Annotated in this window: 15 protein-coding genes and 2 riboswitches; of the genes, 10 read left to right on the forward strand and 5 right to left on the reverse strand. The window is 72.7% G+C overall.

Annotated features, from left to right (window positions below; translation table 11 throughout):
- Position 1: 1 nt before the first annotated feature.
- Together AB0D29_RS20940 and AB0D29_RS20945 are read right to left on the reverse strand one after the other, a co-directional pair.
- Positions 2-925 carry a hypothetical protein gene (locus AB0D29_RS20940; RefSeq protein WP_362856059.1) on the reverse strand — a complete coding sequence of 308 codons (924 nt, stop codon included), beginning with the start codon at positions 923-925 and terminating at the stop codon, positions 2-4.
- Positions 922-3,690, reverse strand: a complete 2,769-nt coding sequence (locus AB0D29_RS20945) for a prenyltransferase/squalene oxidase repeat-containing protein (RefSeq protein WP_362856061.1) — start codon at positions 3,688-3,690, stop codon at positions 922-924. Before AB0D29_RS20945 ends, AB0D29_RS20940 begins: the two co-directional genes overlap by 4 nt.
- Before the next feature lie 109 nt (positions 3,691-3,799).
- Positions 3,800-3,938, reverse strand: a riboswitch (cobalamin riboswitch).
- Between the two features lie 67 nt (positions 3,939-4,005).
- Positions 4,006-4,139: riboswitch (cobalamin riboswitch) on the forward strand.
- Between the two features lie 109 nt (positions 4,140-4,248).
- On the opposite strand from AB0D29_RS20945, the gene AB0D29_RS20950 reads away from it, so the two are divergent.
- The gene (locus AB0D29_RS20950) at positions 4,249-5,655 is read left to right on the forward strand and encodes a hypothetical protein (RefSeq protein WP_362856063.1); all 1,407 of its coding nucleotides are present in this window, start codon (positions 4,249-4,251) and stop codon (positions 5,653-5,655) included.
- A 56-nt stretch (positions 5,656-5,711) separates the two neighbouring features.
- On the opposite strand, the gene AB0D29_RS20955 is transcribed toward AB0D29_RS20950, so the two are convergent.
- A complete protein-coding gene (locus tag AB0D29_RS20955; RefSeq protein ID WP_362856065.1) occupies positions 5,712-6,830 on the reverse strand; it encodes a nucleotide disphospho-sugar-binding domain-containing protein in 1,119 nt (372 codons plus the stop codon).
- Positions 6,831-7,016: 186 nt separating this feature from the next.
- Here AB0D29_RS20955 and AB0D29_RS20960 point away from each other — a divergent pair, with 186 nt between their 5' ends.
- The 4 genes from AB0D29_RS20960 (at position 7,017) to AB0D29_RS20975 (ending at position 9,833) form a co-directional block, all read left to right on the forward strand.
- Positions 7,017-7,736 (forward strand): VanZ family protein, encoded by a 720-nt coding sequence (locus AB0D29_RS20960; RefSeq protein WP_362856067.1) that lies wholly within the window; start codon positions 7,017-7,019, stop codon positions 7,734-7,736.
- Positions 7,724-8,419, forward strand: a complete 696-nt coding sequence (locus AB0D29_RS20965) for a response regulator transcription factor (RefSeq protein ID WP_362856069.1) — start codon at positions 7,724-7,726, stop codon at positions 8,417-8,419. Before AB0D29_RS20960 ends, AB0D29_RS20965 begins: the two co-directional genes overlap by 13 nt.
- The gene (locus tag AB0D29_RS20970; protein WP_362856071.1) at positions 8,412-9,515 is read left to right on the forward strand and encodes a HAMP domain-containing sensor histidine kinase; all 1,104 of its coding nucleotides are present in this window, start codon (positions 8,412-8,414) and stop codon (positions 9,513-9,515) included. The genes AB0D29_RS20965 and AB0D29_RS20970 overlap by 8 nt, the downstream gene beginning before the upstream one ends.
- 177 nt (positions 9,516-9,692) lie before the next feature.
- Entirely contained in the window at positions 9,693-9,833 is a 141-nt protein-coding gene (locus AB0D29_RS20975; RefSeq protein ID WP_362856073.1) for a hypothetical protein, read from the forward strand.
- Between the two features lie 172 nt (positions 9,834-10,005).
- Here the strand turns inward: AB0D29_RS20975 and AB0D29_RS20980 are convergent, their stop codons facing one another.
- Positions 10,006-11,151: a DUF6596 domain-containing protein gene (locus tag AB0D29_RS20980; RefSeq protein WP_362856075.1), complete on the reverse strand. Its 1,146-nt coding sequence runs from the start codon at positions 11,149-11,151 to the stop codon at positions 10,006-10,008.
- Positions 11,151-11,567 (reverse strand): YciI family protein, encoded by a 417-nt coding sequence (locus AB0D29_RS20985; protein WP_030722205.1) that lies wholly within the window; start codon positions 11,565-11,567, stop codon positions 11,151-11,153. Before AB0D29_RS20985 ends, AB0D29_RS20980 begins: the two co-directional genes overlap by 1 nt.
- A gap of 133 nt (positions 11,568-11,700) precedes the next feature.
- Between AB0D29_RS20985 and AB0D29_RS20990 the strand changes: the two genes are divergently transcribed.
- From AB0D29_RS20990 to AB0D29_RS21010, 5 genes are all read left to right on the forward strand, one after another.
- Positions 11,701-12,486, forward strand: a complete 786-nt coding sequence (locus AB0D29_RS20990; RefSeq protein WP_362856077.1) for an alpha/beta hydrolase — start codon at positions 11,701-11,703, stop codon at positions 12,484-12,486.
- A 102-nt stretch (positions 12,487-12,588) separates the two neighbouring features.
- A complete protein-coding gene (locus tag AB0D29_RS20995) occupies positions 12,589-13,068 on the forward strand; it encodes a hypothetical protein (protein ID WP_362856079.1) in 480 nt (159 codons plus the stop codon).
- Positions 13,069-13,118: 50 nt separating this feature from the next.
- Positions 13,119-13,691, forward strand: coding sequence for a YceI family protein (locus AB0D29_RS21000; RefSeq protein ID WP_362856081.1), 573 nt, complete (start codon positions 13,119-13,121; stop codon positions 13,689-13,691).
- 366 nt (positions 13,692-14,057) lie between these two features.
- Entirely contained in the window at positions 14,058-15,311 is a 1,254-nt protein-coding gene (locus AB0D29_RS21005; RefSeq protein WP_362856083.1) for an ROK family transcriptional regulator, read from the forward strand.
- A gap of 359 nt (positions 15,312-15,670) precedes the next feature.
- Positions 15,671-16,177: a flavin reductase family protein gene (locus tag AB0D29_RS21010; RefSeq protein WP_362856085.1), complete on the forward strand. Its 507-nt coding sequence runs from the start codon at positions 15,671-15,673 to the stop codon at positions 16,175-16,177.
- Positions 16,178-16,180: the final 3 nt, after the last annotated feature.

The raw sequence follows: 16,180 nt of genomic DNA on the forward strand, positions 1-16,180 counted from the left end.
GCTACTCCGTACGACGGCGGCGCTTGGCCGCGTACACGGCGGCGGCGCCGATCAGCAGCACCAGCGCTCCGGTGGCGACGGCGGGCAGGTACGAGCCGACGTCGTGGGCGGCGTCGGCGGCGGGCGCCGCCTCGACCACCTCGGGGCCGGGGGCGGGCGCCGCCACCGCGGGAGCGCTGGACGAGGGAGACGCGGAGGGCGTCGGCGAGGCGCTCGCGGAAGGGCTCTCCGAGGCCGAGGGGCCGGGCGGCGGCGTCGTGGAAGGCGCGGGGCCGGCCGGCGGGGGGTTCTCCGGCTTCGGGCCCGTGTTGACGTTCGGAGGCAGGGGCGCCGCGGTGCGGGTGTCCTTGGGGGCCGGCTTGTCGCCGCCGGTCGGCTGGGCGTTCTTGGCGCGCAGCTGGTCGGGGGTGACCGTGGGCTTGCCCTCGGTGCCCTCGATGTTGGTGCCCCCGAAGATCCACAGGTCGACGCTGCCGGGCTTCGGCTTGTAGAGCATCGCGCCGAGCTGGCTGTACTCCCACGTGTTCTGGCCCGGGCCCGCGTGCCAGTACGACCAGTAGGCGGAGGCGGGCGGGGTCAGGACGCAGTCGTCCTGCTGCGGGGTCGGGAACTGCTTCCCGCCCTGGTACCCGCTGTAGCCGATGCGGCAGATGAAGGCGGGGCCGTCGTGGCCCGTGCCGGTGGTGGCCCAACCGCCCTGGTTGAGCAGCTCGTAGCCGGTGGTGGGCGTCGTACCGCAGGAGCGGTAGACGGGCCCGCCCCAGCGGCTGAAGTCCACGGCGAGGACGACTCCGGAGGAGGTGGTGCACTGGCCCATCGGCTGCGGGGCCGCCCCGGCCGGGGCCGCGGTGGCGGCGAACGCCGCCACCGTCAGCCCGAGCGCGGCGGCCGTACGGGTCAGGGCGCGCAGGACGCGGCCGGTCATGCCCCGCCTCCGGTGACGGTACGGCGCTTGCGCGCCGCGCGGGTGACGCCCCAGCCGCCGAGGACGAGGGCCACGGCCGCGGCGGCGAGTCCGCCGACCTGGGCGCCGGTGGAGGCGAGGCCGCCACCGCCCGAACCGGAGCCCGTACCGCCCGCGCCCTCTCCCGGGGTCACGATGACGGGCGCGGAGGGGGAGCCGGAGGGCCGGACCGAGGTGCTGGGCACGGGCTGCGGGGTGGTGCCGTCCAGGCTGCGGGTGAGGGTGGCGAAGGAGATGCCGGTGGCTCCGCCGACGGCCTGGGTGGAGGCGCGCACGTCGGATCCGGGCTGGCCGCCCTTCGCCACGTTGAATCCGCCGTCGCCGTTCTGCTGGGAGGCCAGGAAGGTGCGGGCCCTGGCGATGCGGTCCGCGTACCTGGCGCTGTCCAAAGACATGCCCTGCACGGCCAGCGCCGCCGAGTTGACGGAGTTGCCCGAAGCGCCGGGGAAGCCGCCGTCCTCCTTCTGCTGCGACGCCAGCCAGGTCAGCGCCTTGTCGACGGCCGCCTGCGAGGCGGCGTCCGGGAACAGGTCGAGGGTCATCGCCGCCATGGCGGTGGAGTCGACCTCGGCCTGGCTGGGCTCGCCGATCAGGCTGGGCCAGGCACCCGAGGGCTCCTGGAGGCTCTTCAGGTAGGCGATGGGCTCTCCCACGGCGGCGCTCTCGCCCGCGCGGACCTGGGCGATCACGCCGAGGGACTGGGAGAAGACGGACGTGGCGTTGGTGTAGGCACCCTTGTCGGCGCAGGAGCGGTCGGGCTTGGCCGACTTGGCCGGGCACACGGCCTTGGCGAGTGCGGCGATCAGGTCCTGGCCGCCGAAGTCGCGGGGGTCGCGGCCCACGGCCTGGGCGAGGAGGGCCGTCTTGCCGATGGAGCCGCCGCCGGCGTACTTGGTGCCGATCAGGGTCCAGTCGTGCACGCCGCGGCCCTTGCCGTCCTTGCCGCCCTTGTCGAGGAAGTCGACGACGTTGCGCAGGGTGGTGTTGTCCTCGCCGGTGGCGGCGAGCGCGTAGGCGCCGTCGATGGTCAGGCCGTAGTCGGCGAAGCCGCTGCCGGGGCTGTTCTCGTAGTACCGGCCCTGGACCAGCCGACTGTGGTCGGTGAGGTAGGCCGTGCCCTTCTTCAGGTCGGGCCCGTCACCCGGTACGGGCTTCGTGGGGTCCGGGGACGGCTTCGGCGGGTCGGCCTTCTTCGTGGTGAGCGCCACCAGGTCGGTCTTCGCGCCGGCGATGGTGGCCGCGGTGGTGGCCGTCAGGACGGGGTCGGTGTCCGGATCCTCGAACGTGAAGGCGCCCACCGGGAGTTGCTCCCGCGACAGCCAGGAGACCGCGGCGTCCGCGAAGAGCGGGTCACCGAGCGCACGCAGGGCCTGGGCGGCCAGGCCGGTGGAGAAGGAGCTGCCGACCGTGGTGTACGAGGCTGCGGGCAGCGACCCGGTCGGGAACTGGGCCTTCTTCAGGTACGCGCGGCCCTTCTCCACGACGGGGTCGTGACCGCCGGCCCGCTTGAGGGCCAGGGTCATCAGCCCGGTGGCACCCGCTTCGCTGTCGCACCAGTCGCCGGCGCGGAGCAGCATGCTGCTGAAACCGCCGTCCTCGCACTGGAACGCGGTCATCCGGGCCACGGCGTCGGCGGGCGGTGTCACCCCGCCGTTCAGCAGGGCGATCACGGCCAGGGCCTGGCCCTCGGCCTGGTAGGGGGTGCGGAAGTCGCCCTTGGTCATGCAGCCGGGGACCGGCTCGGGGGCTTCGACGCCGCTCGTGCAGACGTACTTCACGAGGTCGCCGAGCAGGTCGCGCCCGCCGAAGGCGCGGGGGTCCTTGCCGGTGGCCTCGGCGACGAGCGCGAGCCGGGCCGCGGCGGTGGCGTCCGGGGCCTGGTCCTTGCCGGCCGGGTACGCGTACGCCTGCGTGTGCGCGGGCGTGGCGAGGAAGGCGGCGGCCTTCTGTGCGGCCGGACTCTTGGGGTCGACCGCGGCCAGGGCGTAGACCACCTCGGTGGTGGCCGGGTAGTCCGGATCGGTGGAGTCCGCCTTGACGACGCGCTCACCGTCGATCAGCTTCCCGGTCAGCCAGCGGGTGGCGGCGGGGAGGTCGACCGCGCCCGGCGGTACGTCCGGCGGCTTCGGGCCGGTGGGGTCCGGCTTGGGGCCCCCACCGCCGGCCCGCACGTCGTCGGGGGAGAAGGTGGGCTTGCCGGAGGTGCCGCCGACGTCGGTCCCGCCGAACACCCAGGCGTCCACGTCACCGGGCTTCGGCTCGCGGGACTTCGCGCCGAGGGAGCTGTAGGTCCACTTCTGGTCGCCGGGCGAGGCGTGCCAGTACGACCAGTAGGCGGTGGCCTGCGGGGTGAGGACGCAGTCCTCCTTGTCCGCGGTGGGGTACTCCGTACCGGAGTTGAAGGCGCCGAAGCCGAGGCGGCAGACGAAGGCGTCACCGTCGTGCCGGGTGCCGACCGTGGTGAACCCGGCCGTGTGCAGCAGCTCGTAGCCCGTCGTGGGGGTGGTGTCGCAGCCCCGCTCGACCTTGCCGCCGAAGGGGCCGAAGTCGACGGCCACGACCGCGCCGGCGGTGGCCGTGCACTGCTCGACGGGGTCGGCGTTCGCGGAGGTGGGCGCCGTCAGGAACGCCACTCCCGCACCGACGGTCAGGAACGCCGCCGTTGCCAGGGACAGCAGCCGCCGTCTGGTGTGCGTACGCCGTTCGTCCCGCTGTTCGGTCCCCACCGCGGCCCTCGTCTCTGCCGGGCGGCTGCGTGCGTGGCGATGCGCCCCCGGCACGGCTGGGCTCGTGGGGGAGCGGAGACGACCACGCCGTAGTCCGCGACGGCGTTCTTCGTACAGATGACTGCACACCAGGTGTTCCGACTCGCCCGGCGGGTGCCGGGCCTACGGTTGCGGGTCAGCGCCGGACTTCGACCGGCTTCCCCTGGTGCTGAGTTCTTGTCAGGCGGAGTGCAACACGGGCCGAGGCAGGGCGTCAAGGTGGCGTGTGTCTCACCGCAACCGTCGTTCGGATCGCTGCCGGGACGGCTGGCGGACCCCTGATCACTCGGGTAGCGTCCAGGGCTGCCACATGGGGGAACCTGGTGAGAATCCGGGGCTGACGCGCAGCGGTGTGGGACGGCGGGGGCCGTTCCCGAGCCCGAATGCCCACGCGGCAACGCAGCACCGAGAAGCCGTACCACGCGTTCCGGACGGCGGCCTCCGCCATGCCCGCCCGCGTCCGAACGGGCCGGGACGGAGCAGGGACCCGCCGGCGTCCGCCGATTCCAGGAGCAGGCCATGTCCCGTCCCCGTACCTCCCGCCGCCTCGCGCTCGCGGTGCCCGCCGCGCTCGGCGCCTTCGCCCTCACCGCGCTGCCCGCCTTCGCGACCTCGACGCCCGCGCAGATCGCCACGTCCAAGACCAACGGCGTCGCCTACCTCAAGTCCCTGCAGGCGGCGGACGGTTCGTACGCCGGCTCGGGGCTGTCCAACGAGTGGGCGTTCAGCGCCTTCGCCGCGGCCGGTACGGCGGTCGTCGACGTCGCCCCGGGCGGTGACACGACGAAGAACGCCCGGACCGTCTACCGCAACCTGATCTCCACGTCCGGCTGGCCGTCCGCCACCCCGGTCGTCACCGACTACGAGCGCGGCACGCTGAACGCGTACGCGGCGGGCATCGACCCGGCGCGCGTCTCGGACTCGAGGAACCTCATAGCGAACGTCTACTCCTACTGGCAGACCGCCGAGGCGGGCTACTTCGGCCCGTCCGGCAACTTCAACGGCACCGTCTTCGCGGCCCTCTCGCTGGGCGGCGCCAAGACCCAGGCCGGCGGCACCCGGATCCCGCAGGCGCTGACCGACTCGATCGTCACCCGCATCCGCGCCAATCAGCACAACGACGGCGGGTGGACCTTCAGCAAGGCCGAGGGCAACCCCACGGCGCTGGCCACCGCGGGCGACGTCGACATGACCGGTGCGGCGATGGCGGCCCTCTGCGTCTCGGGCGTCCCCAACACCGACGCCGACGTGGTCCAGGGGAAGAACTTCCTCAAGGGCAGGCTCGCCACCACCGGCGCCTTCAACTCCATGTACGGGGTCAACACCAGCTCCAACGGCTGGGGCGTCGCCGGGCTCAACGCCTGCGGCATCAACCCGCAGACCGGAGACTTCCTCACCGCCTCCAACAAGACCCCGATCGACTTCCTGCTCGCCAACCAGTACAACCCGGCGGGCGGCTTCAAGTACAAGCCGGCCGACACCACCCCGTCCCCCTACTCCTCCATCGACTCCCTGCGCGCCGTCGCCGGCGGCTTCACCGCCGCCCCGCCGGTCCCGGTCACCCCCGGCGCCCCGCAGTGGGTCGCCCAGTCCACCTTCACCGCCGGTACGGCCACCAAGCTGGCCCTCACCGTCGACGACGGCGCCGGCGGCCTGAAGGTCTGCTCCGTCGCCTTCACCCCGACCGGCACGACCACCACCCTCGGTGACGTCCTGAACGCGGCCACCACCGGGGCCACCCCGGCCGGCTGCGTCACCAGCGTGACCCCCTCGTCGGGCACCGGCACGATCACCGCCGTCAACGGCAAGGCCAACAGCGGCTCCAACACCTGGAAGGTCAGCGTCGACGGCTCCGCCTTCGCCGGCGCCGCCCGCAACAAGGTGATCAACGTGGGCGACACCATCGCCCTGCGCTGGGGCGCCTGATCCCTCCCGGGTGCGTGGCCCGTACGGAGCCACGCACCCGGCCCTGAGGACCGGCGTTACCGGAGGGCCTCGAAGGAGGCGACCAGGTCGGTGGGGGAGGGGAGTGCGGATATCTCGGCCTGGGTGGTGGCGGCGGCCTTGCGGAGGTCCTCGTCGGTGAGGAGCCGGCTGAGCAGGCCGGCGTCCACGCTGTCGCCGCTCGCGCGCAGGGCGAAGCCCAGGCCCGTCGCGGCGTCGACGTTGATGAAGTGATCGGCGCCCTGCGGGAGGATCAGCTGGGGGACGCCCCGGGCGGCGGCGGTGAGCATGGTGCCGGAGCCGCCGTGGTGCACGACCGCGTCGGCGGTGTCCAGCAGCTGGGCCAGCGGCACCCAGGGCAGGGGGCGGACATTGGCGGGGAGGGTGCCGAGCGGGCCGAGGTCGGTGTCGCCCACGGCGAGCAGGAACTCGGCGTCGACGGAGGCGGCTTCGGCTATCACCCGGCTGACCGGGTCGACGCCCGCGAAGGCGGTCACCACCGTACCGAGGGTGACGGCGATCCGGGGCCGGGAGCCCCGGGCCACCAGATCGCCGGGCACCGTGCCGCCGCCGTTGTACGGCACGTAGCGGACCCGCAGGCCGGTGCCGTCCCCGCCGAGGGAGGCGGGCACGACGTCGAGGACGGTACGGGTCGCCGGTCCTTCGAGCCCACGGGCCCGGTACTCGTCCGCCAGGACGTCGGCGAGCCGGCCGACCATGTCGAAGCCGGACATCACGCCGAAGTTGTGCACCACGGCGGGTATCCCGAGGGCCGCCGAGACCAGGGGTGCGGCGGCCTGGAAGGCGGCGTGGACGATGAGGTCCGGCTGCCAGGCGGTGGCGACCGCGAACAGGCCGTCGATGGTGACCCGGCTGTGCTCCGCGAAGCCGGCGGCGGCCTGCCTCTGGAGGTCCTCCGGGCTCTCGCCGTCCGTGACGAACTGCGGCTCGTCGCCGTCCGAGGCGCGCCGGAAGGCCTCCATCAGCGTCGAGCCGTCGCCGATCTCGACGGTGGGGATGCCGGTCTGCCGCAGCTGGTCGAGCGGGGCCGAACCGGCGAACAGCACCTCGTGCCCGGCGGCCTGGAGCGCCTGGGCGGTCGGCACCATCGGGAACAGGTGGCCTGCGGCAGCGGGGCCGGTGAACAGTACGCGCACGGCGTTACTCCTTGGGTGGAGCTCCTTGATTCTTCTTCCAGACCGTCGAACGTGCGTGCCGCCGCGTCAGTTTCCGCTGGGGTGGGCGAAATTCAGCCGATTCTGATCCTCGCGGACCGGTGCATATCGTGGACGTATCGAAAATCGCATACGCCCCTGCAACGGCCCTCCGTCTCCAATGAGGGCATGAACCACACCGCATCCCTGTCGGCACCGTCCCGCCGCGCGCGCAGGACCGTGCTCCTCGGCCTGGCGGTCCTCGCCCTGGCGAGCGCCCTGTTCGTCGTACGGCGGCCGCTCATGATGTCCGCTCCGACGTGCATGGCAGGGCGGTGGCACGGCTGCTTCGACACGTTCAACGGTGTGGTGCTCATGACACTGGTCGCACTGCCGTTGGCCGTGCTGGTGGCGTGGGCGTCGGCCCGCCGGCGGCGTGCCGCCGGCATCGCGTCGCCGTGGCGGACGTCGCTGGCCGAGGTGGGCATCGTCCACGGGACGGTGCCGTTCGTATGGATGACCATGATGCCGGGCTCCGGGGCCGGCATCGTCCCCGGCCGGGTGAGCCTGGTACCGCTGCGGGACCTGGTCACGATGGGGGCCCTCGGGACCGTCGGCAACCTGCTGGTCTTCGCGGCGCTGGGGTTCTTCGCCCCGATGCGGTTCGCCGCACTGGCGTCCCTGCCCCGGATCCTGGCGCTCGGAGCGGGCTGCTCGGTCCTGATCGAGACCGCACAGTACGTCCTGCGGCTGGACCGGGTGTCCTCCGTGGACGACGTCCTCGTCAACGCCACCGGCGCCGCACTGGCCGCGCTGGCATCGCGCCGCTGGTGGCGCACACCTCCCGCACGCCTGAGCAGACGCCTGCGACCTGTCCTGTTGCTTAGGCTTCAGCCATGCGCGTACTGATCGTGGAGGACGAGCCCTACCTGGCGGAAGCGGTCCGTGACGGTCTGCGCCTGGAGGCGATCGCCGCCGACATCGCCGGCGACGGCGACTCGGCCCTGGAACTGCTCAGCGTCAACTCCTACGACCTCGCGGTCCTCGACCGCGACATCCCCGGCCCCTCCGGCGACGAGGTCGCCCGGCGCATCGTCGCCTCCGGCAGCGGCATCCCGATCCTGATGCTCACCGCCGCCGACCGGATCGACGACAAGGCCTCCGGCTTCGAGCTCGGCGCCGACGACTACCTCACCAAACCGTTCGAGCTGCGGGAGCTCGTCCTGCGGCTGAGGGCGCTCGACCGCAGACGCGGGTACGCCCGGCCCCCGGTCCGCGAGATCGCGGGACTACGGGTCGACCCCTTCCGCCGGGAGGTCTTCCGCGACGGGCGCTACGTCGCGCTCACCCGCAAACAGTTCGCCGTGCTGGAAGTCCTCGTCGCCGCCGAAGGCGGGGTCGTGAGCGCCGAAGAGCTGCTGGAACGGGCCTGGGACGAGAACGTCGACCCCCTCACCAACGCCGTGCGCATCACCGTCTCCGCCTTGCGCAAACGGCTCGGCGAACCATGGGCCATCGCCACCGTGCCCGGCGTCGGCTATCGCATCGACACGAGCCCGGAGGCCGGACGCGAGGGCGCGGACCGTGGATAGGGCGCGCGGGCTGAGCGTCCGCTGCAAGCTCACCCTCAGCTACGCCGGATTCCTCATGCTCGCCGGCGTCCTGCTGCTCGCCGCGGTGTGGGTGTTCCTCCTGCGCTACGTCCCCGACCGCGCACTCATCGTCCCCGGCTCCACCGACACCCCCACCCCCGGTGTCTTTCCCGTCCGGTCCAACCTCCTGCGCGTGTTCGCCCCGAGGGCAGCCGCGGTACTGGTCTTCCTGCTGGTGCTCGGCCTCGTGGGAGGGTGGCTCCTCGCCGGCCGGATGCTCGCACCACTGACCCGGATCACGGACGCGGCGCGGATGGCAGGGAGCGGGTCGCTGTCCCACCGGATCCGCATCACGGGCCGCCAGGACGAGTTCCGTGAACTCTCCGACGCGTTCGACCAGATGCTCGAACAGCTCGAGTCCCGGGTCGCCGAACAGCGGCGGTTCGCCGCGAACGCCTCCCACGAGCTGCGCACCCCACTGGCGATCTCGCGGACCCTCCTCGACGTCGCCCGCAAGGACCCCACGCGGGACCGGGGCGAACTCATCGAACGCCTGCACGCCGTCAACACCCGGGCCATCGACCTCACCGAGGCCCTCCTGCTGCTCAGCCGCGGTGACCGCGGGAACTTCCGCCGCGAGGGCGTCGACCTCTCCCTCATCGCCGAAGAAGCAGCCGAAGCGCTGCTGCCCCTCGCCGAACAGCGCCGGATCACACTCGACGTCACCGGCGGGGCGGCCCGCACCAGCGGCTCCGCGGAGCTCCTGCTGCGGATGGCGACGAACCTCGTCCAGAACGCCATCGTCCACAACCTCCCCGCCGGCGGCACCGTGACGGTCCGCACCGAGGCGCACGGCGACACGAGCGTGCTGCGGGTCGAGAACACGGGCCGTCCGCTCCCACCGGAACTGGTACCGACCCTCATCGAACCCTTCCAGCGCGGAACGGAACGCGTACGCACCGACGAGCACGCCGGTGTCGGCCTCGGCTTGGCCATCGTGCACAGCATCGTCCGCGCCCACGACGGGACCCTCGACCTGGTCCCCCGCCCCGACGGCGGTCTCCTCGTCACGGTCCGGCTCCCCGGCACGCCGTAGGAGCCGTCCGCGAACGGAGACGGGGTACTCGGCGACTTCGACCCGTGTGGCGCCGAAGTCCCACAGCCGTTCCTTGCCCTGCTTGAAGTCCCGGTCGCGTCCCCGGCTGGTGGAGTCGAGCCCGCGAAGGCCGCGACGAACAGCAACAGGGCCGCCGGAATGAAGAAGGACATGCCGATGACGGCACCGATCAAGGACCAGGCGAGCAGGCCCGCCGCGGCGGCGAGGCAAGCCCGGGAGAAGCCCTTCGGCCAGTCGCGCATCACGAGCGGGAAGGCGGCGGCGCCCGCGCTGAGGACGAAGTATCCGCCCAGGTAGGGGCCCATCACGAGCCCGAGGGCTGCCGCGATCCCGGCCGCCACGACCCCTGCCACGGCCAACCGCCACTGCCGGCCGGCCACCTTACGGTCCTCCTCCATCGCGACCCCCATCCTTGAACGCGTTCAACTTAACGTGTTCAGGACACCTGAGGTCTGCGGTGCTCGGGACGTCAGGGGCGCAGGCGGGTGTTGAGGCGGGCGGCCTGGAGGGTGAGGTGGTCGCGCTCGGCGGTGTTGGGGGCCTTGCGCGCCGCTTCGGCGTACAGGCGTGCCGCCGTCGCCAGGTCGCCGTCGCGCTCGTGGAGGTACGCCGCCACCGCCGCGTGGCGCGGCAGTGCCTCGTCCAGCGCCGCGAGCGCCGCCAGGCCGGCGCGCGGACCGTCGGCCTCGCCCACGGCCACCGCGCGGTTGAGCCGGACCACCGGGCTGTCGGTCAGGCGCGCGAGCTCGTCGTACCACTCGACGATCTGCACCCAGTCGGTCTCCTCCGCGGTCGGCGCGTCGGCGTGGAGTGCCGCGATGGCGGCCTGGGCCTGGAACTCGCCCAGCCGGTCGCGGGCCAGGGCCGCCTGCAGGATCGCGACCCCCTCGGCGATCGAGGCGGTGTCCCACCGGCCCCGGTCCTGCCGGGCGAGCGGCACCAGGCTGCCGTCGGGCGCGGTCCGTGCGGCGCGTCGGGCGTGGTGGAGCAGCATCAGGGCGAGCAGTCCGGCCACCTCGGGGTGGTCGATCGCGGCGGCGAGCTGCCGGGTGAGCCGGATGGCCTCGGCGGCGAGGTCGATGTCGCCGGAGTAGCCCTCGTTGAAGACGAGGTAGAGGACGCGCAGCACGGTGGCCACGTCTCCGGGCTGGTCGAAGCGCACGCCCGAGACGGTGCGCTTGGCCCGGCTGATGCGCTGGGCCATGGTCGCCTCGGGCACCAGGTAGGCCCGGGCGATCTGGCGGGTGGTCAGCCCGCCGACAGCCCGCAGCGTGAGCGCGACGGCGGAGGACGGGGACAGGGACGGGTGGGCGCACAGGAAGTAGAGCTGGAGCGTGTCGTCCGCGGCGGGCGCGGGGCCGGGCGCCGGTTCCTCCTCGACGAGGTCCTCGCGGCGGCGCCGGGCGGTGTCCGCCCGGCTCGCGTCGAGGAACCGGCGCCACGCGACGGTGATCAGCCAGCCCTTCGGATCCCGCGGCTGGTCTTCCGGCCAGACGCGGACGGCCTCGACCAGCGCGTCCTGTACGGCGTCCTCGGCCGCCGCGAAGTCGGCTCCGCGGCGGACGAGGACGGCGAGCACGCTCGGGGTGAGGCTCCTGAGCAGGACCTCGTCCATCAGTGGCAGGACTCCGCGATGGTGGGGGGCGCGGCCAGGAACGGGCGCAGCTCCAGCCACTCGTGGATCGGCTCCCCGCCCGCCCCGGGGGCGGCCGAGAGCTCCCCGGCCAGCTCGACGGCGCGCTCGTAGCTGTCGACGTCGATCACCATCCAGCCGGCGATGAGGTCCTTGGTCTCGGCGAACGGCCCGTCGGTGACCGGCGGCCGGCCCTCGCCGTCGTAGCGGACCCACGTCCCCTCGGGGGCGAGCGCCTGACCGTCGACGAACTCGCCGGTCCCCTCGAGCCGGGTCGCGAAGTCGCGCATGTACTGCACGTGCGCCGTGATCTCCTCCGGCGTCCACTTGTCCATGGGGACGTCGTTGGCGGCAGCCGGGGCGCCGCGGTAGTGCTTGAGCAGCAGGTACTTGGCCATGGTGATTCTCCTCGGTGCGGTGCGACCCATTGTGGTCGCCTTCACCCCTGGGACGGAGCCGGTCACGGGTTCTCGACATCCTCGCCCGAAGTTTTTTCCGGCTGTCCAGGGCCCGCGCGTCTAGCATGCGGGAATGGAGATCAGCGTGGGCCGGGTGCCGGTCCACTACGTGGAGCACGGGGCCGGTCGGCCCGTGCTGGTGCTCCACGGCGCCGGAGTCGACCACCGCGAGACCGAGGCCTGCTTCGAGCCGGTTTTCGAGGGCGCCGAGGGGCTCCGGCGGATCTATCCCGACCTCCCCGGAATGGGCCGGACGGCCGCCCCGGAAACGCTGCGCAGCGCCGACGACGTGCTCGACACGCTGCTCGACTTCGCGGACGAGGTCACGGACGGGGCCGCACACCTCCTCGTCGGTCACTCGGCGGGTGCGTACTACGCGCAGGCGATGGCGGCGAGGCGCCCGGCGCAGGTCGCCGGTCTGGCGCTCGTCTGCCCCTTGGTGCCAGGAGTGCGCGACGTACCGGAGCACCGCGCCGTCGTCGGATCGGGGGAGCTCGGTGACGACGTCTTCCGGAGCTATTTCGTGATCCGGACTCCGGAGATGCTCGAACGGTACGAGCGGTACGTGGCCCCGGCCGCCGCGCTCGTCGACGAGGCGGCGCTGGAGCGCATCGGCGCACGGTGGGCCCTCACCCCCGATGACGCGCCCGGTCACGCGTCGGCCTATGCGGGGCCGACGGTGGTGGTGGCGGGGCGGCTGGACTCCACGGTCGGGTACGCCGCCGCCATCGACCTGCTCGACCAGCACCCGCGCGCCTCGCTCGCCGTGGTCGACGACGCGGGACACGCCCTGCCCCACGAGCAGCCGGACCTCCTGCGCGCCCTCATCGCCGAGTGGCTCGTGCGCGCCGGGCGCTGACCCGGTCGGCGGTTCCCGCCCGGCCGGGCGGATCGACGCCCGTTTGACATGGTCCGAAGGGGTGGCAGGGTGGTAGGTGGGGTCATTCCCGGGAGGTTCCGCATGGCATTCGGTTGGGCATGGGATTCCCTGGCGCGGCAGCTTCCGCTCAGGCTGACGGCCGGTACGTTCTTCCTGAGCTCCGGCCTCTCGAAGCTCGGCGCGGACGAGGCCACCGCCGAGGGACTGCATCAGTTCGCGGCCGGCACCTACCCCTTCCTGGGCGAGCAGGACGCCCGGAAGTTCGTCCGGCTGCTCTCCGCCGGGGAGCTCGCCATCGCGGCGGCGCTGCTCGTGCCGGTCGTCCCCGCCGCTGTCGCCGGGGCCGCGGTGACGGCCTTCTCCGCCGGCACCCTCGGGCTGTACCTGCGTACGCCGGGCATGCGGGAGGAGGGCAGTCTGCGGCCCACCGAGCAGGGAATCGCGCTGGCCAAGGACGTATGGCTGCTGGGCATCGGCGTGTCCCTCCTCGTCGACGGCGTCAACGGACACCGCTGTCACCCCTGTCACCGCTCTCACCGCTCTCACCGCTGTCACCGGTGACATCGGGTGACAGCGACGACGGACCACGAGCACATCGGCCTGGAGCGCGCATGGCCGTGACCAAGTGGTTCTTCGAGCCGGGCCATACCGCGGCGGAGTTCCGCGCCCGGCACATGATGGTCACCCACGTGCGCGGGCAGCTCAAGAACGTGCAGGGCCTGCTGGAGTTCGATCCCGAGAAGCCGGAGGAGGCGCGGATCGAGGCGACGGCCGACGCGACGCAGGTGTACACGGGGCAGCCCCAGCGCGACGCGCATCTGCGCAGCGCCGACTTCTTCGACGTCGAACACCACCCGACCTGGACGTTCGTCGGATCGCGGGTACACCAGCTGAGCGGCACCGAGTTCGAGGTCACCGGCGATCTCACGGTCCGCGGCGTGACGCGCCCCGTGACCTTCGACGTCACCTACCTGGGACAGTGGGACACCCCTTGGTGGGAAGAAGGCCGGGACCTCGGGCCCAGGCGGCGCGCCGGCTTCTCCGCCACGACGCGGATCAACCGGCACGACTTCGGCGTGAGTTGGAACGACGTGGTCGACCACGGCGGGGTGGTCGTCAGCGCCACCGTCGATGTCGTGGTCGACGTCGAGGCCGTCCTCGGTCCCGGCGAAGCGGCCGCCTGAACGGCGGGTCGGACGGGTGTCCACGGTGCGGGCGACCGTTTGACCGGCTCGCACCGCCCCGGATATGTTGCGCGCCATGTACCGATCCGCGCTTCTGACGACACGAGGTCATGTCGACCTGAAGCGTGTCTGCTCCGCCGCGTGTCAGTGGTCCTGACCGTACGGCGACCGCGCGGATCCCTCGTCTTCGTCCTGCCCGGCAGCGGGCCCGGAGCCTGAACTCCCGCAGTGTCCCCGCGTTCTGGTGAACAGCGCTCCCTCCGCGGAGCTTCCTGCGCACGCCCGTGCCCGGACTCGCCCGCCCGCCGCGAGCGGGATCCGGCGCCCAGGTGTCGCGTGCCACCGCACAGGACCTGGAAGGCCCCAGTGGACCAATTGAAGACCTCAGCCAACCGCCTCACCCCGTTGCGCCGTTCCGACATCCCGCCGGCCGGTGCGAACCCGCTGCGGAGGGCATCCGGTACCGGGGCGGTGCTGGGCGCCGTCCTCGACCACGGCCCCGTCGCCCGCAGCACCGTCGCCCGGCTCACCGGACTCTCGCCCGCGGCGGTCAGCGGCCACTGCGCGGCTCTGCTGGACAGAGGGCTGGTGCGGGAAGGCCCCGAGACCGCGGGCCCCCGGGGGCTGGGCCGCCCGTACATCCCGCTGGAGATCGACACGAGTCGCTTCCTCGTCGCCGGGGCGCACATCGCGGTTCCCCATACGACGCTCGCCCTGATGGACCTGACCGGGCGGATCCTCGCGGAGGAGCGCCGCCCCCACGAGGGCACCGAACCCGGCCGGGTGCTCGCCCGGGTGGCCGCCGGGCTGCCCCGGCTGCTGGCCGCGCACGGGTCGGGGCGGACGGCACTCGCCCTCGGCGTCGCCACCGGGCACTGGGTCGATCCCGAGGCCGGAACCGTGGTGCACCACCCCCAACTGGGCTGGAGGGGCGTCCCCGTACGGGACGAGCTCGCCAGGGCGACCGGGGTGCCCGTGCACCTCGACAGTCATTCGCGGGCCCTCGCGCGCGCCGAGCAGCTCTTCGGCGAGGCGGCCACCCGCAGCAGTGCCGTCGTCCTGTTCGTCGGCAACGTCGTCGACGCGGCGTTCGTCACCGCGGGAGCCGTGCACCAGGGGCCGCGCTTCGGCGCGGGCAACGTGGCGCACCTGCCCGTGGGCACCGCCTCCTCCGGCGCGTGCTGCACCTGCGGTACGGCCGGCTGCCTCCAGTCCGGGGTCTCGGAGTCGGCCATGGTGCGCCGCGCCGCCGAACGGGGCCTGCCCGTGGCCGGGTTCACCGAACTGCTCGACCTCGCCGTCGCGGGTGATCCCGTGGCGGCGGAGTTGTTCCGGCAGCGGGCCAGGCTCACGGGCAGGGCGGCGGCGGTGCTGCTGGACATGTTCGATCCCGAGGTGCTGGTCGTGGTCGAACCGGGAACGGGCCGACTGCCCGCGGCCATGGACGAGTTGCGGGCCGAGGTGGAGGCGCGGTCCGTGGTGTGCGACGACGCGGCCAGGTCCGTCGTGCCGAGCAGCTTCACCGGCTCGGTGCTCGCCACCGCCGGTGCGGCCGTCGCGCTGGGCGCCCTGCACGACGACCCGCTGGGTCCGTGGCCCGCACTGCCGGCCGTGTCCTGACCCCGGACACCGCGACCTCGGGAAATCGATTTAATTCAGAAAGTTGCATTGTTGACCGGGTCGTCTCCCGAAAGGGAGGATGGATTCATGAGAAGCCCGCAGAGGAACCGACGGTACGCGCACCGCTCCTGTTGTTGACATGAGAGCAGGCGGCGCTTCCACTGCCGTCACGACGCGCTGCGCCCTTCCTTTCGCGTACGCCTTTCCTCGGCATTTCTGAGCTCGACCGGTCTGCGCCGGTCCGTGCTCTGCCGCGCCCATTTCGCCGTGATCCGCTTCCTGCTGCCCTTTTCCCTACCGCCGATTCCGGCGGACGCCGCGCAAAGGCAGCGAAGGTCACCATTCACCCTGGGGGAACATTGAGCATTTCCTTGTCCTCGCATCCGACAGCGAGCCTGGTCGAGCCGGCCCGCTTCAAGCAGATCTTCCGCGCCTACCCGGGCGGGGTCGTGGTCGTCACGGCCGACTCCGGGGCGGGCCCGGTCGGCTTCACCGCCACCTCGCTGACCTCGGTGTCGCTCGAGCCGCCCCTCGTCTCCTTCGGCATCGCGAAGAGCTCCTCCTCGTGGCCGCACCTGGAACGGGCCGGGTCCGTGGTGGTCAACTTCCTCGGCTCCGCCCAGGAGGACCTGGCCAGGCGTTTCGCGACCAGTGGCGTCGACCGGTTCGCCGCGCCGACCCGATGGCACCGGCTGCCGCAGGGCGAGCCGGTCCTCGACGGGGTCACCGGCTGGCTGCGGCTCACCGTCGAACAGCTCGTGCCCGCAGGAGACGCGCACATCGTCGTGGCGCGCGTCGCGGAGGCCTGGCAGGCAGCGGACGGTCGGCCCCTGCTCTTCCACAACGGCACCTACCACTCCCTGTGAACT

The organism is Streptomyces sp. NPDC048424, from assembly GCF_040651555.1.
In the GTDB taxonomy this organism is placed as follows: Bacteria; Actinomycetota; Actinomycetes; order Streptomycetales; family Streptomycetaceae; genus Streptomyces.